The 20,566-nt window shown below is 61.7% G+C and carries 17 protein-coding genes and 2 pseudogenes; 9 read left to right on the forward strand and 10 right to left on the reverse strand.

The window, feature by feature from the left end:
* Window positions 1-89: 89 nt before the first annotated feature.
* The 3 genes from R2N16_RS19595 to R2N16_RS19605 form a co-directional block, all read right to left on the reverse strand.
* Window positions 90-1,289, reverse strand: coding sequence for a M20 aminoacylase family protein (locus R2N16_RS19595; RefSeq protein ID WP_316667716.1), 1,200 nt, complete (start codon window positions 1,287-1,289; stop codon window positions 90-92).
* A 25-nt stretch (window positions 1,290-1,314) separates the two neighbouring features.
* Window positions 1,315-2,643, reverse strand: a complete 1,329-nt coding sequence (locus tag R2N16_RS19600; RefSeq protein WP_316667718.1) for an MFS transporter — start codon at window positions 2,641-2,643, stop codon at window positions 1,315-1,317.
* 336 nt (window positions 2,644-2,979) lie between these two features.
* The gene (locus R2N16_RS19605) at window positions 2,980-3,906 is read right to left on the reverse strand and encodes a LysR substrate-binding domain-containing protein (RefSeq protein ID WP_316667720.1); all 927 of its coding nucleotides are present in this window, start codon (window positions 3,904-3,906) and stop codon (window positions 2,980-2,982) included.
* Between the two features lie 88 nt (window positions 3,907-3,994).
* Here R2N16_RS19605 and R2N16_RS25540 point away from each other — a divergent pair.
* Window positions 3,995-4,244 (forward strand): annotated as a pseudogene (locus tag R2N16_RS25540) (acyl-CoA thioesterase); the annotation flags it as partial.
* 628 nt (window positions 4,245-4,872) lie between these two features.
* Window positions 4,873-5,922, forward strand: coding sequence for a filamentous hemagglutinin N-terminal domain-containing protein (locus R2N16_RS19610; RefSeq protein WP_316667721.1), 1,050 nt, complete (start codon window positions 4,873-4,875; stop codon window positions 5,920-5,922).
* Between the two features lie 657 nt (window positions 5,923-6,579).
* Here R2N16_RS19610 and R2N16_RS25545 read toward each other — a convergent pair.
* Window positions 6,580-6,678: pseudogene (locus R2N16_RS25545) on the reverse strand (recombination directionality factor); the annotation flags it as partial.
* Between the two features lie 121 nt (window positions 6,679-6,799).
* Here R2N16_RS25545 and R2N16_RS19625 point away from each other — a divergent pair.
* Window positions 6,800-7,099, forward strand: coding sequence for a hypothetical protein (locus R2N16_RS19625; protein WP_316667723.1), 300 nt, complete (start codon window positions 6,800-6,802; stop codon window positions 7,097-7,099).
* Here the strand turns inward: R2N16_RS19625 and R2N16_RS19630 are convergent.
* From R2N16_RS19630 to R2N16_RS19655, 6 genes are read right to left on the reverse strand one after another with little or no spacing between them, the layout of a single operon-like run.
* A complete protein-coding gene (locus tag R2N16_RS19630) occupies window positions 7,087-8,157 on the reverse strand; it encodes a type VI secretion system protein TssA (protein ID WP_428984148.1) in 1,071 nt (356 codons plus the stop codon). The genes R2N16_RS19625 and R2N16_RS19630 overlap by 13 nt on opposite strands.
* Before the next feature lie 4 nt (window positions 8,158-8,161).
* The gene (gene tssG, locus R2N16_RS19635; protein ID WP_316667727.1) at window positions 8,162-9,199 is read right to left on the reverse strand and encodes a type VI secretion system baseplate subunit TssG; all 1,038 of its coding nucleotides are present in this window, start codon (window positions 9,197-9,199) and stop codon (window positions 8,162-8,164) included.
* 2 nt (window positions 9,200-9,201) lie between these two features.
* Window positions 9,202-11,082 (reverse strand): type VI secretion system baseplate subunit TssF, encoded by a 1,881-nt coding sequence (gene tssF / locus R2N16_RS19640; protein WP_316667729.1) that lies wholly within the window; start codon window positions 11,080-11,082, stop codon window positions 9,202-9,204.
* A gap of 3 nt (window positions 11,083-11,085) precedes the next feature.
* Window positions 11,086-11,607: a type VI secretion system baseplate subunit TssE gene (tssE, locus tag R2N16_RS19645; RefSeq protein ID WP_316667731.1), complete on the reverse strand. Its 522-nt coding sequence runs from the start codon at window positions 11,605-11,607 to the stop codon at window positions 11,086-11,088.
* The gene (locus R2N16_RS19650; protein ID WP_316667733.1) at window positions 11,604-12,437 is read right to left on the reverse strand and encodes a type VI secretion system accessory protein TagJ; all 834 of its coding nucleotides are present in this window, start codon (window positions 12,435-12,437) and stop codon (window positions 11,604-11,606) included. Before R2N16_RS19650 ends, tssE begins: the two co-directional genes overlap by 4 nt.
* Entirely contained in the window at window positions 12,434-13,087 is a 654-nt protein-coding gene (locus R2N16_RS19655) for a TagK domain-containing protein (RefSeq protein WP_316667735.1), read from the reverse strand. The genes R2N16_RS19650 and R2N16_RS19655 overlap by 4 nt, the downstream gene beginning before the upstream one ends.
* Window positions 13,088-13,470: 383 nt before the next feature.
* Between R2N16_RS19655 and tssH the strand changes: the two genes are divergently transcribed.
* The 6 genes from tssH to R2N16_RS19685 all read left to right on the forward strand — a co-directional run bounded on the left by tssH (window position 13,471) and on the right by R2N16_RS19685 (window position 20,308).
* Window positions 13,471-16,179, forward strand: a complete 2,709-nt coding sequence (gene tssH, locus R2N16_RS19660; protein WP_316667737.1) for a type VI secretion system ATPase TssH — start codon at window positions 13,471-13,473, stop codon at window positions 16,177-16,179.
* A gap of 39 nt (window positions 16,180-16,218) precedes the next feature.
* Window positions 16,219-16,758: a type VI secretion system contractile sheath small subunit gene (gene tssB / locus R2N16_RS19665; protein WP_316667739.1), complete on the forward strand. Its 540-nt coding sequence runs from the start codon at window positions 16,219-16,221 to the stop codon at window positions 16,756-16,758.
* A gap of 49 nt (window positions 16,759-16,807) precedes the next feature.
* Window positions 16,808-18,301 (forward strand): type VI secretion system contractile sheath large subunit, encoded by a 1,494-nt coding sequence (gene tssC, locus R2N16_RS19670; protein WP_316667741.1) that lies wholly within the window; start codon window positions 16,808-16,810, stop codon window positions 18,299-18,301.
* Between the two features lie 107 nt (window positions 18,302-18,408).
* On the forward strand, window positions 18,409-18,894 hold the full coding sequence (locus R2N16_RS19675) for an Hcp family type VI secretion system effector (protein ID WP_222327954.1): 486 nt from the start codon (window positions 18,409-18,411) through the stop codon (window positions 18,892-18,894).
* A 68-nt stretch (window positions 18,895-18,962) separates the two neighbouring features.
* On the forward strand, window positions 18,963-19,499 hold the full coding sequence (locus R2N16_RS19680) for a hypothetical protein (RefSeq protein ID WP_316667743.1): 537 nt from the start codon (window positions 18,963-18,965) through the stop codon (window positions 19,497-19,499).
* A complete protein-coding gene (locus R2N16_RS19685; protein WP_316667746.1) occupies window positions 19,496-20,308 on the forward strand; it encodes a DUF2145 domain-containing protein in 813 nt (270 codons plus the stop codon). The genes R2N16_RS19680 and R2N16_RS19685 overlap by 4 nt, the downstream gene beginning before the upstream one ends.
* The last annotated feature ends 258 nt before the right edge of the window (window positions 20,309-20,566 follow it).

The raw sequence follows: 20,566 nt of genomic DNA on the forward strand, positions 1-20,566 counted from the left end.
GGCTTCTCTCTAAATGAGCGGCGTTTTGGCGCAATTTTTGGTGCAGCGAGAACACAGCATCGGTCGGCCGAGACCGAGCATGGCGAAGTTCACGACGCGCGCAGGCACTGCTCGGTGAGCGCTACCCAGCATGCCGCTCCGATCGGGATCAGCTTGTCGTTGAAGTCGTAGCCGTCGTTGTGCAGCGAGCAGCCGACCCACGCTTGTCCGGCGATGCCGTTGCCCAGGGCGAAGTAGCAGCCGGGCATCTTCTCCAGCATCCATGCAAAGTCTTCGCTGCCCATCTGCGACGACGGCGGCATGCGCAGCACGCGCTCGCCACCCACGACCGACGCCACCGCCTCGCGGGCTATGCCGGCCTCGTGCGCGCTGTTCTGAATGGCCGGCACGAGGCGCTCATACTCGATGTCCGCCCCCACGCCATACGAGGCAGCCTGGTGCGTGATCACCTCGCGGATGCGGCGCTCCAGCAACTCGCGCACTTCCGGTTTGGTGGCGCGCACGCTCAGCTTGAGCATCGCCGTCTCGGGAATGATGTTGTGCGTCGTGCCGGCATGCATTTCGCCAACGCTGATGACGGCGGCGTCCACAGGCGCCACGTTGCGCGAGACGATGCTCTGCAGGGCCAGCACGGTGGCCGACATGGCGAGGGTTGGATCGTTGGCCAAATTGGGAATGGCGCCATGGCCGCCGCGGCCGCGGAAGGTCACGGTGACGCGGTCCGATGAGCCGCCCAGCGGGCCTTCCTGCACCACGGCAGCACCCAGCGGCAGCCCGGGCGCGTTGTGGAAGGCATAGATGCCGTCGCACGGGAAGCGCTCGAACAGGCCATCGGCCATCATTGCGAGCGCCCCGGCCAGGCCTTCTTCGTCGGGCTGGAAGATCAGGTTGAGGGTGCCGTTGAAGTTGCGCGTGGAAGCCAGGTATTCAGCGGCGGCCAGCAGCGTGGCGGTGTGTCCATCGTGGCCGCAGGCGTGCATGCGGCCCTGGACTTCGCTGGCGTAGGGCAGGCCCGTGCGCTCCTGCATGGGCAGGGCGTCCATGTCTGCACGCAGGCCGATGCTGCGCGTGCCGTCGCCCACCTTGAGTTGGCCCACCAGGCCGTGGCCGCCCACGGTATGCACGCTATAGCCCCATTGCTTCAGCAAGCCGGCCACCAGTTCGGCGGTGTTGCCAACATCCGCCCCCAGTTCAGGACGGGCGTGGATGCGCTGTCGGATCTGGGCGAATCGCTGTGCAGCCTCGCGCAGCGGAGCCGGGATGTTCAGGTTTTCGGGCAGTTGGTTCATGGCGTCGTATGGGTGCGGAGATGGGTCAATCGCGGCCGGGGTGCGAGGGAAACAGCGTCAGGGCGATCAGGCTGATGGTGCTGGCAGTCATCAGGTACCAGGCAGGGGCCATGGAGGAGCCGGTGGCGGCAATCAGCCAGGTCACGATCAGCGGGGCAAAGCCGCCAAAGACGGTCACACCCAGGCTGTACATCACCGCCATGCCGGTGGCGCGGTGCTCGCGCGGGAACGCCTCCATCATCATGGCTGCGCCGGCACCGCCGCTGATCGACATGATCGTTACGCTCACGCCGATCTGCAGCACGACGGATACCAGCGTGGCGTGCGTGGTCAGCAGCAGGAAATTGGGATAGCACCAAGCCAGTGACGCCAGCGCGGCTGCCACGATGATGGGCTTGCGCGTGGGCATGCGGTCTGCGAGCCGGCCGAAGATGGGCGACATGACCAGCATGGCAAGACCGGCCATGCACGCGGCGAGGAAGGCCGTGACCGGCGGCATGTGGATCGACTGGATCAGGTACGTCGGCATGTAGAACACGGTGATGTACATGCCCGAGGTGCTACCCGTCATCAACAGCATGCCCAGCAGCAGCACGCGCCAATACTGGCGGAACACGGTCTTCAGATCGGCGTGTTCGGCTCCGCTTACATGCGTTTCCTTCAGGTTGCGGCGGATGTAGAAGCCGACCGGCGCGATCAGCAGGCCGATCATGAACGGAATGCGCCAGCCCCACGACATCATGGCTTCCGGAGAGAGCGTCGCCGTGATGGCCGCACCCGTCAGCGCGCCGGCGAGCGCCGCGCCGCCCTGCGTCGCGCCTTGCCAGCTCACCAGGAAGCAGCGCTTCTGCTTGCTGGCCGATTCCATCAGCAGCGCCGAGGCCGCGCCGATCTCACCGCCAGCCGACAGGCCTTGCAGCAGGCGCCCCAGCACCACGAGCGCGGTGGCGGCCAGTCCGATCGAGGCATGAGTCGGTGCGAAGGCGATCAGCGCGGTGCCGGCCGTCATCAAGCCGATGGTGAGGGTGAGGGCGGCCTTGCGGCCGCGGCGGTCGGCGAAGTGCCCAATCAGCACCGCGCCCAGCGGCCGCATGACAAAGCCGGCACCGAAGGTGGCAAACGACAGCATCAGCGAGGCCAGCGGGCTGGTGCTGGGGAAGAAGAGCCGTCCGATGGTCGCCGCGAAGAAGCTGTAGACGGTGAAGTCGTACATCTCCAGGCCGTTGCCGATGGCGGCTGCCACCACGGCGCGGCGCGCGTGGGAGCGTTCAGCAGCGGGCGTGGCGCCAGCGTTGCTCGTCGCGGCCCCCGGCTGTGACGGCAGAGAAAGTGACACGGGCTGCGACTCGATCATGAAATCCTCGCTGGTAGGGCAGGTAGCACTGGCAGGAGACCGGTGCGCCCGATCCTGTGCGGCACATGGTAAGAGCCCCGTAGCATTCACGGCCCTCGCTTTTGTTCATGGGTATGAGCAACGGCTATGGCTCGTGCGGGTTATCCCGTAGGCAGACGGTCGAAGCGTTGGCAGATTTGACTGGCCCGAGCGGCCATACCCGATGCGGCGCATGGATTGCGGTCCGCTAGCCCGCGTTCATGGTTGTCTGGCTTGTCCAGCGAACACGCCCATGGTGCAGGTTGCCAGGTTGCCTGGTCAGTGAGATGGGGCTTTCCCGAGCGGGCCGCTGCGAGGTCAGTTCGCAGCGGGCAGCTTTCCCAGATGCCCGTGTCGTCCTTGCAGCCCGGCGAGCAGGCGGCTGTGCAGGCGTTCGGCGGCCCACGTGAGGGTGTGGCGGTCGCGCGTGACGAGCGACACCATGCGATCGGGCAGCGGCTCGTCGACGCTAATGAAGTCGATGGTCTGCAGGATCACTGAATGGCGCAGGGATTCAGCTGAGAGGAGCAAGAGCGCGTCGGACTTCCAGCACAGTTCCAGCGCGAGGTTCATCGACGTGCATTCCACTACGCGTCCCGGCAGCTCGAGCCCGGCGTTGGCGAAGAGCCGCGAAAAGGGTGCGTGGATATCGCTGAGCGGGTCCAGCGTGAGCCAGTCGGCCTGCTGCAGCTCGCGCAGCGAACGCGAGCCTCGCAACGGATGCTCCTTGCGCGCGCCGATCACCGAGGGCACGCGGCACACCGGCGTGCAGTCGAGCCCACCATCGGCCGGGAGCAGTTGCGAGGTCAGGGCAAAGTCCATCAATCCCTCTCGGACCTGTTCCAGCAACTGCGCCGAGCGCATTTCCTGGATGCGCAGGCGGGCGGCAGGGAACTCGCGGCGGAAGGTGTCGAGCACGGCCGCCACCGGGCGCATCAGCGCCGTTACCGGCGTCACGCCGAAGCTGATTTCGCTGACGACAGTGCCCTTCATGTCTTCGAGGTCGTCGCGCGCGCGGCGTACGTTCTCGCTGATGAGCCGTGCATGGCTGACCAGCCGCTGGCCATACGGTGTCAGGCGGATACCTTTGCTGGACCGAACGAAGAGTGTCGCGCCCACCGAGGTCTCAAGCTCCTTGATGGCCTTGCTGAGTGCAGGCTGCGTAATGTGCAGCACGCGCGAGGCCTCCTGGATGCTGCCGGCGTCGGCGATTGCAGCAAGTGCGCGGAGCTGGTGGAGTTTCATGGAGGTGTCGTGAGCGAAGGCCGTTCCCGCGTGATGCGGCGGTCCGTCGGGGCGTCGCCATTTTGTCGCAGGCGGTGGGCGACGGCAATTGTGGCTGCTCGGGGGCGCAGCAGGTGACTCTGCCGACCCTGTTTCGGCGCGGCAGTTTTTCCACTACTCCTTCGATGTGCAGTTGAAGGATTCCAACGCCTTCGCAAACGCCTATCTCGCTCGCTATTTGGAGTGAGGGCGTGATGCGCGAGCGGTGGTTTCACGAATGCGTCGATTTGATGCGCGATGGTGCCATCTTCATGACCAAGCGTGCTCATCAAGAGTTCATGGAAAAGACGTTTCCGTTTTAGTGCGTGGACTGCCACCGCCGCGATAGAAAGCGTAACTCGATGTAGTTGTTCAACAGCTTGATTGGCCGTCTTTTGGCAAAGCTCACGTTGAGAACGTCTTGGTCGTGAGGGGAGCACCATTTTCGCCACCTGCCAACCGGCGGCGATTTTCTCGAAGTAGACGTGCCTTACGGGGGGATCAATAGCATGTCTTTGCCGTTCCGACCGGAGCTTTCGTGGTCGCACAATTGCGTTATGCCGCGTCCGAAGACGTGTGAACAGTCGGGCCGCGGTGAGTCGACAAATCCATGTCGAAGCTCTTGAGAGACTGGCGCCCGCAGCAGCAGCGTATTTCAAGAATTAAATAAAACTAAGCCAGGATGTCATCAATATTGAATTGAGGCGACTGCTCTGCTGAGTTGAATGCCAACCCTTCCGATTGGGTAGATCGATTTAGGTAGATGTGGTCTGATTCCCGATTTTATTTGCCTCTTTCCCTGCTTGAGAGGGGTAAATGACGCATTAAGTTGTCGCTGCTTTCTCCGTTCACACCCCGAGTGTCCGCTGTCTCGATCATGGATAGCGGTACCCGCGAACAACTACAAAAACTGGGAGTGTCCCGCCAGACGCAGGCGGCGAAGCAGAGATGGCCGAGTCGATCCATATTGAGCCGCGTGGCACGCATGCCGTGTTTCGCGATATTGCATGCCTCTGCGCGCTCGCGTGGGGTGTTCCCACATTTGGTGCAGGCGTGGTTCCAGACGGCGGAACCGCGACGAGTGTTGTGTCGGGGGCAAACGGACGGCAGATCGTCAATATCGCCCCTGCCGTGTCAGGCGTTTCGCAGAATACCTATACACAGTTCAACGTCGGTAACTCTGGTGTCACTCTCAATAACGTCGGCATCAATGCCCGCACGATCGTCAACCAGGTGACCAGTACTAATCCGAGCCAGATCTCGGGTGAGTTGTCTGTAGCGGGGCTCAGGGCCAACGTCGTACTCGCCAATCCCAATGGCATTACGGTTGACGGAGGCTCATTCGTCAACACCGGCCACCTCGCACTGTCCACAGGCCAGATCAGCTTCACCGACGTGCAGATCGCGCCGGGTCTCAATCAACGCAACGTCAACCTCGATACGAACAGCGGCACCATCACCGTGGGGCCGAACGGTTTGACCGGTACATTGATCGGTTTGGACATGCTGGCCAGAAACATCAATGTGCAGGGGCCAGTCACCAACACGTTTTCCTCCCCAACGGCAGTAACCCGGCTGACCGCCGGTACGAGCCGCGCCGTTATCAACACGGGTCTGTCCCCAACGGACAACGGTCATGACTGGCTTCAACTGACGCCGCCTAGTCAGCCGCAAACGGCAAGCAGCTATGCCATCGATATCACGGCGGCGGGCAGCCTCGCCAGCGGCCGCATTGAACCGATCGTCACGGATAAAGGCCCGGGCGTACGCAGTGCCGGTGCATTGAACGCGTCGTATGGCGATTTCGTTCTCACGTCTAATGGAGGCGTTCAACTCACCAACGCTGCGCTGACGGCGGCTAACAACGTGAGTCTCACCGCCAAGGACGCGGTTCAACTTAGTGGCATGAACATCAAGGCCAACAGTGGCGGATTCAATGTGTCCGCAACTGGAAACATTGGCTGTCTGAAAGCAGCGTTGTCTCCAACGGCGCCGTGATTCTGGATGGCGCATCGGTTGCGCTTCAGAACAATGGATCAGGAACAAGCACGCTCGCATCGGTCAACAGCGGCGTGCTGATCAAGAGCGCAGGCGATATTTCCAACGGAAACACGCTGATACAAGGTAATACCAGCATCAGCGCAAACTCGGACTCGCTCGGCGCGGTGACCCTGAATGCAGGCGGGAACGTACTGAACCAGACGACGCCAGGCAGTCAGTTGGGCATTCTGTTCGGCCAGAACGGCGACGTTTCGGTCAATGCCGCTGGCAACATCACCAATCGGAACGCGCGCATCCTGTCGAATCAACAGGTCGCCTTGTCAGCTGGTGGTGATCTTTTCAACATCATTGACCATGCCGATGGGGTGGGCGCAGGGACACCCGTTACCTACTCGAGCCGCGGTACACGCTGGCTGGTTTTCTCCAAGCGTGAATCCGGCATGTCAGTCGACTATGGCGAGGTAATCGATCCCGCCCGGTTGGCTTATATCACCGCGGACGCTGGCAGCGTCAAGATCACGGCTAACAACGTTGTCAACGCTGGTGGCTCGATTCTCACCGATCAGCGGATTGCCCTCGAACGCCTTGCGCAGTTCCTCGATCCGTGTCAGCGCGATCTTGCCGGACCACTTGCACAGTGCATCGATGACGAACATCTGTGCCAGCGGTCCGACGGTGGCCGTTCTTCTCCACCACACGGCCAATCGAAATCCGCCCGATGACGGGCGGCGTAATAGCAAGTCCTTTGATCATGAGAACACTCCGTCAGGGGTACATGAGAAAACGCCGGGAACCGGCTTTGGGGGTGGCGTATTGCTGGGCCAGGGCAGGGTGGTGGGCCAACAGCCGCGCCAAATCGGTCGAGGTGCCATCCTTGCTGCGCTTGAAGGACACCTCGCCGGCTTCGAATAAGGCCCGGGAGGCATCGCCCAACGCCGCGTGGGGGCAGGAAACTCAACTCATGCGGCTGGATGCCGAACTTGATAATGGTCCGCTGTACGCTGACGAGGCCTACCTTGCGCTCGCGCTGCTGCGCAGCCTTGAGCTTGAGGTTGACGATCTGGAGTTCGCGCTGCAGGTCCTGCAGGGTGGGCGTACCCGATTCTTCTTGCGTTGGTGTGCTGCTGTTTTCAATCATGGCGCGCCGGCCATCGTGATGCATCAATCGTTCTGAGCCCATCGTTCCACGAGATCGGCCGGAATGGCCTGAAACACCTCATCAAAGCGTTTGCCGGTCAAGCGCTCGGCTTGCTTGAGCAGCAGCGACACCGGACTGCTCGGCTCGTTGTGTTCAAACCAAAGCTGGGCGGAGCGAATCGTGGCGCGAACCGCATCCCGGTCCATGTGGGCATCAGGCAAAGTGCCGCTGAGGCTTGCTTTATGTAGGGCGTCAATAGGCGGATCGGCGCGATCCAGGTTCACTCCACCCGTTGAAGACACGTCGGTTGACGCGGCGCGCACGGGTTCAACAGGTACCAACGTGGCTGCACGAGGGATAGCCTCGGCGACGAAACCCAGCAACTTGAGCAAAGGCCCCAGATCAGGGTGGTCGTCTGACAGATGCTGACGAGCCCATGCGTCGATCGATGCCGCAAAGGCTGCTGCTTGGTCGAGTGCCATCAGCGCCGGACTTTGCTGCTGCCGCAAGTCCTGAAGCTGTTGTTGCACCGATTCCGGTGCCAGCGCATCCGCCGGCCTGGGGATGCCGAATGACCGCTCCACATCGCGCATTTGCAGCCGCAGCGCGCCGGTGCTGGTGATGGCCAGTTCCCTCACGTCTTGCATCAGCCCCTGCGGGTCCGCCAGCGCAGCCAGCGCATTGGCGCGCAACGCCGGGTCGATTTCACCGTCCACCACCAGTTGCGGGTAAATGGCTTCCGGCCATTTCGCCAGCAATTGTGCCAAGACCGCCAAGCCATCGCGCAAGCCGCTCGCGCCATCCAGCCGGACCCGGCAGCGCAGCAACAGCACCAGCACCCGAATATCGCGCGTACGCAGCAGCAGACGGCGGCAATCGCGCTCCAAATCGGACCAGTTCACCGCCTCCGGTGTGCTGACGAACTCGCCATACTGGGCGTCGGGCTTGGTTGCCGCCTTGGCCTGCAGCACCACAAACTCGGGGTCGTACTCCAGGTCATCCCCGCAGGGCCTTTCTTTGGAGATAGGCTCGTACAACTCTGGGAACGCAGTGACGGGCTGCCCGAATGCCGGACTCTTCGATTTCGTTTTCATTGCTTCAATGTTTTGCATACTGCTCCGGCTCAAACACCATGCCGGTAATGGCGCGATCCTGATCCGGCTCGCCAAGCCAGGTTGACCAGCCCAGACGTTCGGAGGAACCCAGCACCACCGGTGGCGCTGAGTCGGGAATGACCTGAAGCTCGACCTCCCACACGAACTCGTAGCCGACGAACGAGCGCACCCACTCGATCAACACGGGCAAATCCCGCCCATTCGGCGTGAAGTTCAGGTATTGCTTCAGGTCCAGCGGCCCAATGACCAAGCGGAACTTGTGCTGGCGGTCCGGTACCGCCTCACCCAACATGGCGCCTTGTCCCATGACGCTAAGTGCGCCGGGGGCGCCCAGCAACGATTGCTCAGTTGGATCAATCGCAATCCAGTGCAGCACAAATTCCTCAAGTTGCACAGGCACGCCAAAGAAATGCGCCAACGTGGCCGCAATGCCATCGGGGTTCCGCGCCTCGCGGACATGGTGGGCGCTGGCCGCCAGCCGGGCATGCGAGGGCAGAGGGCCTGCCATCTCTTCCGGCACGTTGCTCGCCAGCCATCCAACATAGCGCGAGAACACCTCATCGTCTTTGCGATCCAACCCCGCCGTCGATTGCGCATGCGCCCACGCCTGATAGAACTGCGTGAGCGCGCGATGGTGAAACAGGTCGAGGAAATTCGCTGTGGTACTGTCGCGGTGCGCCTCGGTCCGCTCACGCACGATTTCCGTAAAGTGGATCGGTAGCGCACCATTTGGGCCCAGCATGCCGAGCCCGAAAAGGCGAATCTTGAGCTTGTCCCGCTCTTGTCGAATCTGCGCGATTTCCCGTGGGGCGAAGGTGAGTGAGGCGACCTGTCCAATCCGGAAGGGCTCGTCACTCGGCCGCCGCGCATGACCAATCGGTGGACGATCCTGCTGCTGCGCGCTCAACTGCCGCAACAGCCCCAGGAAACTCAGCCGCCAGGGTGCGTGATGGAGCGGCTGGGCTGCCGGTACCTGGGTTCCTCCGGCCGGTGGCGCGTTATCGTCGATTCCGCGATACATGGCTAGACCGCACTCCGGTTACCCATGCGCACCGGCCAGCGATGTACACGCCCACGTTGAATAGAGGTTAACTCCGCCTCCGTGAAGGCATTGACCGACACATGCCGGGCCAAGAAGTGTTCCAGCACCACCCCAAAGAGGTACGGGCTGATGCCGGAGAACCCTGTCTCATCGACTGTCAGCTCGCACTGCACGCCGCGCCCATAGAGGATCGGCCCGCTTCCCGGCAACCGCCGCGTGACCGGTTTGATGTTGGAGCCAATCAAACTCTCGATCTGGCGCTGCTGTGCCAGGTCCTCGCTGCCCACGACGAGGCGCAGCATGTCGCGCAGGCCCTGCCCCCCTTCACGGTGATCCAGATCCGTGAGCGACAGATAATTGAAGCCCAGTTGGCGGACCAGCCGCCAAGCCGTTTCACCCTCCGCAAAGGGCGGGCGCGGCGTGGAAGGTGGCCGGATCAGCCCAACCCCCGCCACCGGAATGGAATCGGGCGAGCGCAAGTCATTGAGGCCATTGCGTGGCACCAGCATCGGCAAATCCCGGTTGGTCGCCATGGCCTCGACCGACAGGTAGCGCAGATCATTGGGGTAGGGCGTCTCAACCTGATCCACCAGCGAGACGAACACCTCGGTACCGGTGTAGTCCGTGCGCGTGCCGTGCTTGCGCCCGTGTTCAGACACCAGCCGGCGCTCCCGCCGCATCGAGAAGTAGCGGCCGTGGTTGCCCTCATCGCTGTTGAGCGTGGAAAACAGCGGCCGAAAGTCGACCGGAGCACTGTGCTCGTTGGCCTGCCCCGACAGCTTCCGAATCGAAAAAATCTCGTAATCCAGGGGCCGGCGCCGATCCGCCACGAGATGAAACTCCGTGCGCCCCGGATCAATCTCCATCCGGTCGGCCCGCATCGGAAACAGATTGATGACGGGCGTGCAGAAGAGCGCGAACTGTCCCGCGTCCACCTGGCTAGCCAATGCTTGCGGCGACTTGGATAGCAACACCACAATTTCCGCCTCCCGGCCGTCGATCCCGGACAACCCAGACGCTAGCCCGTTGAGCCCGAAGAAATAAAACCGCTGCGGACACGCAAAGTACTCATGCACCAGGTTGTGCCCGTGGAACTTGTTCCAATCCAGCGGCAGCGCGCTCTCATCGGGCGCCATGCCGACGTGGCTCACCGCATTGCTAGTGACGGCATGCACGCGTTCACCCATGGCCCCCGGCTTGCCGATCAACGTGGCGCAGCCCGCGCTGTGCAGCAGCTCGAACAGGTGTGAGGCAATCTGGTCATCACCACACAGGTGAATCGGCAGCGATTCCAACCCATTCAACTGCGCAAAGGTGGCGTCCAGGGTGAGGCGCAGCCGCAATCGCAGCGCCCCTTGCACCGTCACATGCGCGGGCACATAGCGTTCCAGCCGTTGAATGTCTGGTGGAATGCCCGTCAGCCGCGCCTCGGCAATCTCGATCGGCCATAGCGACAGCGGCTGCGTCGTGCGGAACTCGCACTGCGTGGATTCGCCGGGTGGCGCCTTGGCGAGCAAAGAGGTGCCCCGCGGTACCGGCTGGCCGCGCACGAGATCGCCTTCACTGTGGCTCGGGTGGAATTGCGCCACCGCAATGGCGGGCGTGGGCGCCACGTAGTTGGGATACACCACTTCCAGCAGTCGCTGAGTGAAGCGCGGAAACTCCGCGTCCAGCTTGATCTGTGTGCGCGCCGACAGAAAGCAGAACGCCTCGATCAGCCGCTCCACATAGGGGTCGGCCACCTCGATGCCGTGCATGCCCAGGCGCTTGGCCACCTTCGGGTGCTGCTTGGCGAATTCGCCTGCCAGCTCCCGCATGTAGACGAGTTCCCGGTTGTAGTAATCCAGCAGTTGAGGGTCCATCGGTCAGCTTGTGTGAATGGATTGGACGTTCATCTTGCCGGTCTCCAAGTCGAGTGAGCTCTGGGCAGTGAACGTCATTGGATAAGGGTCCATGTGGATCAACCCGCTGATCTCGAACACCAGCGTGTTGTAGCGCGTTGGCGCGTCTTCATCGCCCAGGGGCTTGACCCCGAGTGAGCCGGGAATGAGTCTCGGCTCATAGTCCAGGATCGCTCGGCGGACAATCGAAACAATGTCAGTCCACTTGTGGGTCGAGAGATAGCTGCCGGCCACGGGCGGTACGCCGTAATTGACCGTCGAGCGTGCCACCGCCGGGTAGCGAGCGCGGTCGATTTCGTCTTCGCGGTTGGTGGTGTTGAGCAGGTAGGTCAGGTCGCGTTGGATGATCTCGCGCATCTGTGAGCGGCTCACCGTGTACTCGCTGGCGTTCTCGGTTTGCCGTAGCGGTGCATCGTCACGCAGACGGTCGAAGAGCGTCGGCAACAATTGCGTATTGGGCCGCTTGGGCGTGTGATGTTCGCTCATGTGCCGTGCTCAAAGGTCAGCGAGGTGACGTCGAGCAGGCCAACGTCGCCCGCATCGGTCATCCACGTCTTTTGTCCAAGCGCGACGACGCCGGTCTGGCCGAGATCAGTCCAATCCGTCTTGCGTGCCAGTTGGAGCACGTCGCTGCTACGCTCGGAGCCCGAATAACGCGCGGGCGTGAAGCCTCGGCAGACAGCGCCGTCGATCAGGGTCACGGTGACGGGGCGCCAGATCAGGTCGAGCAACCCTGTGACTGGCTGCATCTCCAATTTGCGCATCTGCGCAAGCGGCAGCCATGCGTAGCGGCCTGCCGAAATCAGCTCACACGTCGGCCCATAGCGCGTGTCGCTGTCTGTGATCCAGCCAAACGGCGTGCCATCGTGCGTGCCTGCGGGCGCGGCAGCCTTGGAGAGCGCCAGCTCGCGGCAGCGATCCGCATCGTCAAGGTTGTTTTCTCGAACCAGCCTCAGTGCATCAAGCAGTGGCTGGACCCAAGCGGGGGATGCCAACAAGGCGCCCGGCTCTCGCTCGCCGTTGAGCACGGCAGCGCGGAAGATCTCGGCCCGGAGCAAATCCCGATAGACGTGCGCGGTCTGCGCAAAGTCGGGCGCCAACTGGGTGGCCACCTGCAGTTGCTTGAGGGCACGCGGCCAATCGCCCACCACGCAAAGCCACTGGAACAACGGCCAGCGAGCATCGAGTGCGGCGGGTTGCTGGCGCACGCGCGCTTCCGCCGCTTGCAAGGCAAGAGGAACCGATCCAGCTTCCTGCAGGGCGGCCGCGAGTCCGGGGCTGGATGGCTGGTTTGACGCCAAGGCAATCGTGGTCATGGTTGTTCCCCTTCGGTTTGCGCTGCTGGCAGATAGGCACTGTCCATCGACACGAGGTGATGCTCGCGGCGGGTCAGTGTGGCCGTCATGCCGTGCCGCTGATGCGTGACGATGTCACCTGCAAAGAGCTGCAAGACATCTGGCGTTGTGGGCGGCGTCAAGAGTCGGCGGGTATCGAGGGAGTCCATCGTGCCGATCAGGTCGTTGATGCCTGCTGGCCCTGAAAGTAGATCAAGCAGGCTGGCAGCTTCGGCATCGGCGCCTCCCCAAGGATATTTCGCTGGCGTATCCGCCTCTGGCAGCGCGGTGGACCGCTCAACCAACGCCGATTGGTGGTAGGTGCTGGCCAACTCCGGGTTGCGCAGCACGGCCTTCGCTTCACGCTGAAGCTGCGCCAACGGGTCCACGACCGCATCCCGCACATCCTGCGAGGGCAGGTGACGCGTGGGCGTGCCGTTGTGTCGCAACAAGGCAAATGGGTCGTCCGCATTTCGCGCCGAGTCGCCACGGCCAGCGGGCAGGAGATCGTCGAGCAAGCCGCCCTCGTGCTGGTCAAGTTGTTGGTTACCCATGATTTTCACGCGCAAATGGACTAACGGATTGAAACGATGCGAATGATATTCGCAAACGGGATGCTTTCGTAATGCCAATTATTTGGAATCTAATATTTCAAACATCAGAGTTCAGTAAATTCTAATTCATGGATTGAGGTGCAATGAATTGTCAATATTTGTGGAAAATCGAATTCCTGCGGGTCTCGCATGCTATTGGTGGTGGCGCCATCGGAGGTCGATCCCTATTGACGCTTAAGACCCTGAGGGCCGCGCCAGGAAAAGGTTTTGGCTTCTGTCTATTTTCATAACACGGGTTTTCGCGTTGTTTTCGGTTGAATTGTAAATTTATATTGAAATTTCTAGTGCATAAGTTCAATTGCACTGAGCGGGCTGTCCCTCGTATTCTAAAAATAAGAGCCGATTCAGGCCGCCCGGAATAGGTGGTCGGAATTTCAAGAGAAGTCACAAAAATAGTTTCAATGGATATATCGCGTCAGGCGCTGTTCGGTCGACTTAATCCCACCCTGTTCAAGGCCATCGAGAGCGCGACCGCGTTCTGTAAGTTGCGCGGCAACCCGTATGTGGAGGTGGTGCACTGGCTGCATCAGTTGCTGCAGGCGCCGGATGGCGATCTTCAGCGGGTCTTGACGCACGCGGGCGTGGACCGGTCCGCGCTTGACGCTGACTTGACCCGTGCGCTGGCGGCACTGCCGGCAGGCGCCACGTCCATCAGCGACTTCGCTTTCCAGATCGAAACCGCCATCGAGCGTGCCTGGGTGTTCGCCACGCTGGCCCTTACCGACGACCGTGTGCGCGGCGCCTATCTGCTGACCGCGCTACTCAAGACGCCTGAGCTGCGTCGCACGATGCTCGCCATCTCGAACCAGTTCGCCAAGGTGCGCGTTGACGAGTTGGTGGAGACCGTGCCAGCGTTGGTCGCGCAATCTCCGGAGAGTGGCGAGGCTGCCTATGACGGTAGCGGTCTGGAGCCCGCCACGCCGGGCGAGGCCAGTGGTGCCATGGCTGCATCCAAGTCGGGCAAGTCCGCTCTGGGCCAGTACTGCCGCGATCTCACCCAGGCGGCTCGTGCTGGCGAACTCGACCCCGTGATCGGCCGGGAGCACGAGATCCGCACCATGACGGACATCCTGCTGCGCCGCCGGCAGAACAATCCGCTTATCACGGGCGAAGCCGGTGTCGGCAAGACCGCAGTGATCGAAGGCTTGGCCCAGGCCATTGCCTCTGGCGAAGTGCCTCCGAGTCTGAAGGACGTAAGGTTGCTCAGCCTGGATGTCGGCGCGCTGTTGGCCGGCGCCAGCATGAAAGGCGAGTTTGAGGCGCGTCTGAAGGGCGTACTAGAGGAGGCCGCCAAGTCGCCCAAGCCCATCATCCTGTTCGTCGATGAGGTCCATACCTTGGTGGGTGCTGGCGGCCAAGCTGGTACCGGCGATGCTGCCAACCTGCTCAAGCCCGCATTGGCTCGTGGTGCATTGCGCACCATCGGCGCCACCACGTGGAGCGAATACAAGCGCCATATCGAAAAAGACGCCGCGCTCACGCGCCGCTTCCAGGTGCTGCAAGTGATGGAGCCGCAGGAGGCCAGCGCGGTCGCCATGGTGCGCGGCCTGGTGCCCACCTTCGAGACGCACCACAATGTACTGATCCGCGATGAGGCGGTGCGCGCTGCTGTCAAGCTGTCACATCGTTATATCCCCTCGCGCCAGTTGCCGGACAAGGCCATCAGCCTGCTCGATACGGCCTGTGCGCGGGTCGCGCTGTCGTTGCACGCACCGCCCACTGCGGTTGAATTGCTGCGCCAACGTTTGTCTGCGGCCAAGGCCGAAGTCCAACTCCTGGAAAAGGAAGCCACCCTTGGCCGGGCGGACAGCGCGCGGATTGCCGCCGTCAATGCCACAACGCAAACCATCCTGACGGAACTCGCCCAGGCCGAAGCCCGTTGGCAGCAGGAAAGTGTGCTGGCGACGGGCATCCTCGAACATCGGCAGGCGATGCTTACGTCAGGCGCCGACGAGCCGCCATCGGACTACCAAGGCGCCTTGGCGGAGTTGGAAGCCTGTCTGCATGCGCTTCAGGCGAAAGCGCCCCTTGTGTATACAGAAGTGGATGAATCCGTCGTCGCCGCCATTGTGGCCGATTGGACCGGCATCCCTGTCACGCGCATGATGGCCGACGAGGTGGCGTCCGTCATGGCGCTGCCGCAAACGCTCGGCGCGCGTGTCATCGGTCAGGACCACGCCCTGACCCAACTGGCCGAGCGCGTTCAGACCGCTCGCGCGCAATTGACCGACCCCAACAAGCCGGTCGGCGTGTTCCTGCTGGTCGGCCCGTCCGGGGTTGGCAAGACCGAAACCGCGTTGGCACTGGCGGACGCGTTGTATGGCGGCGAGCAGAACCTCATCACCATCAATCTCTCCGAATTCCAGGAGTCGCACACCGTCTCGACCCTGAAGGGGGCCCCGCCGGGCTATGTCGGCTATGGCGAGGGTGGTGTGCTGACGGAGGCCGTGCGCCGCCGCCCCTACAGCGTGGTGCTACTCGATGAGGTCGAGAAAGCCCACCCCGATGTGCATGAAGTCTTCTATCAGGTCTTCGACAAGGGCTATATGGAAGACGGGGAAGGGCGCGTCATTGACTTCAAGAACACCATCCTGCTGCTGACCAGCAATGCCGGGTCGGACCTGCTGGCTAGTCTGTGTGATGACCCAACGCTGATGCCCGAGCCCGCCGCCCTGCGCGAAGCGCTGTTACCCGAGTTGCGCAAGGTGTTCCCCGCGGCCTTTCTGGGCCGCCTGGTGGTCGTGCCCTATCTGCCACTCGCGCCCGAGAACCTCGGCCGAATCGTGTGCTTGCATCTGGACCGCGTGGTCAAGCGTATGCGCGAGCAGCACGACATCCCGTTGGGCTATAGCGCGGCCGTGGTGTCACACATCGTGGAACGCTGCCCGGTAGGAGAAACGGGGGCCCGCCAGTTGATCAGCTTTATCGAGCAGGTCATTCAACCGCCACTCGCGCGGTTGTGGCTCGGTGCGCTCTCCGAGAAGCGCCCGTTAAGCGCCATCCATATCGAATGCTCGGGCACCGAGCCGAAAGAGCTGACCTACCACACCAAATATCGCGCCGACAGCCTAGTTGCTGCACCGGCGTATTCCGAAACCGAGGCGGCATAAGCCCGCACGGCACGTTTATCCAGCCCATTGGGGAGAACCATGTCTGTTGTGAACAGTTCGCAGAAATTCATCGCACGCAACCGCGCGCCGCGTGTGCAGATCGAATACGACGTCGAAGTCTATGGCTCGGAAAAGCGCATCGAGTTGCCTTTCGTGATGGGCGTGCTGGCCGACCTGTCGGGCAAACCGGCCGAGCCGCTGCCGCAGGTAGCTGACCGCAAGTTCCTCGAAATCGACATCGACAACTTCGATGAGCGCATGAAGGCCATGAAGCCGCGCGTGGCGTTTGCCGTGAACAACACGCTCACGGGCGAAGGCCAACTCATGGTCGACATGACCTTCGAGAGCATTGAAGACTTCTCGCCCGCCGCCGTTGCTGGCAAGGTCGACGCGCTCAAGCAATTGCTCGAAGCCCGCACGCAACTGGCCAACCTGCAGACGTACATGGATGGCAAGTCGGGCGCCGAATCGCTCATCAACCAACTGCTGCAAGACCCGACCCTGTTGCAAGCGCTGGCCAAGGCGCCGAAACCCGAGGGAGCCCAAACCTCGATCGACGCCGAATCGGCTGAGTCCTGAGCCGCGGGGCTTTTTGCCCTCCTGAATTCCACCATTGATCGAGTTATCCATGTCTTCCGCACAACAACAGCAACACAAGACCGTCGCGACAGTTGACCAGTCCGACTTTGCATCGCTACTCAACCGCGAGTTCTCGCCCAAGACCGATCAGGCCCGCGAGGCCGTCGATCTGGCCGTCCGTACCCTTGCTGAGCAGGCGCTCGCCAGCACCTTCACGATGAGCGACGACGCCTACAAGAGCATCGAAGCCATCATCGGCGCCATCGACACCAAGCTCTCCGAGCAGATCAACCTGATCCTGCACCACGAGGACTTCCAGAAGCTGGAATCCGCCTGGCGTGGCCTGCATCATCTGGTGTCGAACACCGAGACCGACGACAAGATGCGCATCCGCGTGATGGATGTGTCCAAGGAAGAACTGCGCCGCACGCTGCGCCGCTACAAGGGCATCGGCTGGGATCAAAGCCCGTTCTTCAAGCGCATCTACGAAGAAGAGTACGGCCAACTGGGTGGTGAGCCCTATGGCTGCCTGGTGGCTGACTATTACTTCGACCACACCCCGCCCGATGTGGAACTGCTTGGCTCGCTGGCCAAGATTTCGGCCGCTGCACACGCACCGTTCATTGCTGGCGCCTCGCCCTCCGTGCTGCAGATGAATTCGTGGCAGGAACTGGCCAACCCGCGTGACCTCTCCAAGATCTTCCAGAACCTGGAATACGCACCGTGGAACACGCTGCGCAATTCGGAAGATGCTCGCTACGTGGGCCTAGCCATGCCGCGCTTCCTGTCGCGTCTGCCGTATGGCATCAAGACCAACCCGGTGGATGCCTTCGGCTTTGAAGAGGACACCGACGGCGCCGACCACCGTAAGTACGTGTGGAGCAACGCGGCCTACGCCATGGCGGTTAACATCAACCGTTCGTTCAAGCTGTATGGCTGGTGCACGCTGATCCGCGGCGTGGAGAGCGGTGGCGTGGTGGAAAACCTGCCGTGCCACACCTTCCCGACCGACGACGGCGGCATCGACATGAAGTGCCCGACCGAGATCGCCATCTCGGACCGTCGCGAGGCCGAGCTGTCGAAGAACGGTTTCATCTCGCTGGTGCATCGCAAGAACACCGATTACGCGGCCTTTATCGGTGCGCAGTCGCTGCAAAAGCCCGCCGAGTACTACGACGCGGATGCCACGGCCAATGCCAACCTGTCAGCACGCCTGCCGTACCTGTTCGCGTGCTCGCGCTTCGCGCATTACCTGAAGTGCATCGTGCGCGACAAGATCGGCGCGTTCAAGGAGCGCGAAGACATGCAGCGCTGGCTGAACGAGTGGATCATGAACTACGTGGATGCTGATCCGGCTAACTCCTCGCAAGAGACCAAGGCTCGCCGCCCGTTGGCCGCCGCTGAAGTTGTGGTCGAGGAGCAGGAGGGCAACCCGGGCTACTACAGCGCCAAGTTCTTCCTGCGTCCGCACTTCCAACTGGAAGGTCTGACGGTGTCGTTGCGCCTGGTCGCACGCCTGCCGTCGGTCAAGGCCGCCGCTTAACCCCTAAACCCCAAGCAGTTCCCTCGCGGTCCTGACACCTCAGGCCTGTGGGGAGGCTTTTGGTTCTTTGTTTGCTGTACCCCTCAATCCAAAGAAGGAGCGTTGCAATGGCACAGGACATCTTCCTGAAGATCAATGGCATCGACGGTGAGTCGCAAGACGCGTCGCACAAGAACGAAGTGGAAGTGCTCAATTGGAGCTGGAAGATCGAGCAGCTCTCGACGATGCACTCGGGCAGCGGTGGTGGCGCCGGCAAGGCAACCGTGTCGGACCTGACCTTCGAGCACCACATCGATCGTGCTTCGCCGAACCTGATGAAGTATTGCCTGACCGGTAAGCACATCGACCAAGCCACGCTGGTGGTGCGCGAGGCTGGTGGCAACCCGCTGGAGTTTCTCAAGATCACGATGAGCGACGTGCTCGTGACGCAAGTGGCCCCGGGCGGCTCCACGGACGACAAGGTGCGTTCGCGCGAAACCGTGTCGCTGTCCTTCGCCAAGGTCAAGCAAGAGTACGTGGTGCAGAACGCCCAGGGCGGTAGCGGCGGCGCCGTGACCGCCGGTTACGACATCAAGGGCAATAAGGAAGCTTGATGCGGTTCACCTGCCCGGCCAAAGCAACGGTTGGGTGGGCGCCAAATACAAGATCTGAGGCCACGCGGTTGAAGACGATTGCGGGCTTTGGAATAGCAATCATTGGGGAGTGTGAGGTGATACAAGAAAAAATGAAGGCGCTGACAACTGGTTTGATCCTGGTTGCGGCAAGCACTGTTGCACTGCATGCGCACGCACAGTCGAATCCAAGCGTGCACGGATCGGAGGCGATCTCGGTTGGCACGCTTTCTGTCTTGACGGCGCCAGTGGCTAGCGTTGCCGGGTCTGCTGGAAATGGCGGTCCGGCGGCAGGGGGTGCATTGGCAAGCATCGGTGGCTTTTATGTGATTTCTGGCATCGTCGACGTTGGCGGGGACTCCGTTGAAGTCATGCTCAATGCGGTCAAGGGAGCGGGCAAGCTTTCGGCCAAGATCGCAAAGAGCGCACTACATACGGTCGGCGCTTCTGTGGGTGCCACGGTCGAGGTTTCGGCCGTCGCCACGGGCACGCTGCTGGTCGCATCAGGCAAGGTGTTGGCCTTCATTCCCAATACCGTAGGCGAGGCCCTGCTGCATCACTCGCGCGTTCCTGGAGAGTCGTCATGAGTAGCGGCTTGAGAAAACTAGTCGGCTGCGCGGCTTTGCTTGCTGCCACGTTGCCGTTCTCGGCAAGCGCTGGACAGAGTTGCAACGAGGCAGCATTGACTGAGACCACGTTGCGCGACGCGATGGCTGCCGCACAACGTGTGCGAACGGCGCTGGATCAACACGATGATGCACGCGTCGTGCTGTTGGCACGTGTTGGGCAAGATCTTTCCAAGTACGGGTTGAAGTACTCCCACGTGGGTTTTGTGTATCGGGCAGAACCCGGCCAACCTTGGCGCGTGGTGCACCTGCTAAATACCTGCGGGACTGGAAAGTCAGACCTGTGGTACGAGGGCCTCGCGAACTTCTTCATGGATGACATGTTCTCGTACGACGCGCTCATCATGGTTCCGCCCAAGCCTGTGGCAGACCGCCTGCTGGAGCGCATGAGTAACCCAGCGGAACTGCGTGCGGTGCACAACCCTGCGTACAGCCTGGTGGCGTATCCGTTTTCGCTGCGATACGAGAACTCCAATACCTGGGTTCTGGAGACGACTGCCGCAGCGGAAAGCAAGGAAATCAAGATCAGCAACCGTGAACAGGCCCAGGCGTGGTTGCGGCTAGCTGGCTATCAACCATCAGAAATGAACGTTGGTGCATTCAAACGACTGGGCGGGCGGATGTTCAAGGCCAACGTCGCGTTTGATGACCACCCCAACGAGTTGCGATTCTCGGACCGGATTCAAACGGTAACGGTGGACTCAGTTCAAAAGTTCCTCACAGCACGCAATAAAGGCTGGGAGGCGATTGAGGTCAAGTCGGCAAAGTAGTTGGCTATTCAGAACAGAAGGTGGTGCGCGCTCCAAGTCACGAGGAAGCGCGGTCACCTCATCTAAAGAAAACGGCAGAACGATGAATCACCACGCTCAACAACCTTCATTCGCCTTTGTCGCGGCATCTTGGGCAGCGCTACTAGCGGGCTTCTTTTCCTTTCTCGGTAAGCATCTGATATGTACCGTCGCCCCGCCTTGAGGAACTGATGCGATGATCGTCTGCGACGGACACGGACGACCGACTGTGTCCACAAC

Origin of the sequence: Ralstonia psammae (genome assembly GCF_958405935.1) — a bacterium.
GTDB lineage: Bacteria > Pseudomonadota > Gammaproteobacteria > Burkholderiales > Burkholderiaceae > Ralstonia > Ralstonia psammae.

Coding starts and splice junctions, on each gene's coding strand:
- tssF (WP_316667729.1), bottom strand. CDS start 11,082: ATGGACCCTCAACTGCTGGATTACTACAACCGGGAACTCGTCTACATG.
- R2N16_RS19610 (WP_316667721.1), top strand. CDS start 4,873: ATGGCCGAGTCGATCCATATTGAGCCGCGTGGCACGCATGCCGTGTTT.
- R2N16_RS19600 (WP_316667718.1), bottom strand. CDS start 2,643: ATGATCGAGTCGCAGCCCGTGTCACTTTCTCTGCCGTCACAGCCGGGG.
- R2N16_RS19685 (WP_316667746.1), top strand. CDS start 19,496: ATGAGTAGCGGCTTGAGAAAACTAGTCGGCTGCGCGGCTTTGCTTGCT.
- R2N16_RS19595 (WP_316667716.1), bottom strand. CDS start 1,289: ATGAACCAACTGCCCGAAAACCTGAACATCCCGGCTCCGCTGCGCGAG.
- R2N16_RS19605 (WP_316667720.1), bottom strand. CDS start 3,906: ATGAAACTCCACCAGCTCCGCGCACTTGCTGCAATCGCCGACGCCGGC.
- tssB (WP_316667739.1), top strand. CDS start 16,219: ATGTCTGTTGTGAACAGTTCGCAGAAATTCATCGCACGCAACCGCGCG.
- R2N16_RS19650 (WP_316667733.1), bottom strand. CDS start 12,437: ATGACCACGATTGCCTTGGCGTCAAACCAGCCATCCAGCCCCGGACTC.
- tssC (WP_316667741.1), top strand. CDS start 16,808: ATGTCTTCCGCACAACAACAGCAACACAAGACCGTCGCGACAGTTGAC.
- tssG (WP_316667727.1), bottom strand. CDS start 9,199: ATGTATCGCGGAATCGACGATAACGCGCCACCGGCCGGAGGAACCCAG.
- R2N16_RS19630 (WP_428984148.1), bottom strand. CDS start 8,157: ATGAAAACGAAATCGAAGAGTCCGGCATTCGGGCAGCCCGTCACTGCG.
- tssH (WP_316667737.1), top strand. CDS start 13,471: ATGGATATATCGCGTCAGGCGCTGTTCGGTCGACTTAATCCCACCCTG.
- tssE (WP_316667731.1), bottom strand. CDS start 11,607: ATGAGCGAACATCACACGCCCAAGCGGCCCAATACGCAATTGTTGCCG.
- R2N16_RS19675 (WP_222327954.1), top strand. CDS start 18,409: ATGGCACAGGACATCTTCCTGAAGATCAATGGCATCGACGGTGAGTCG.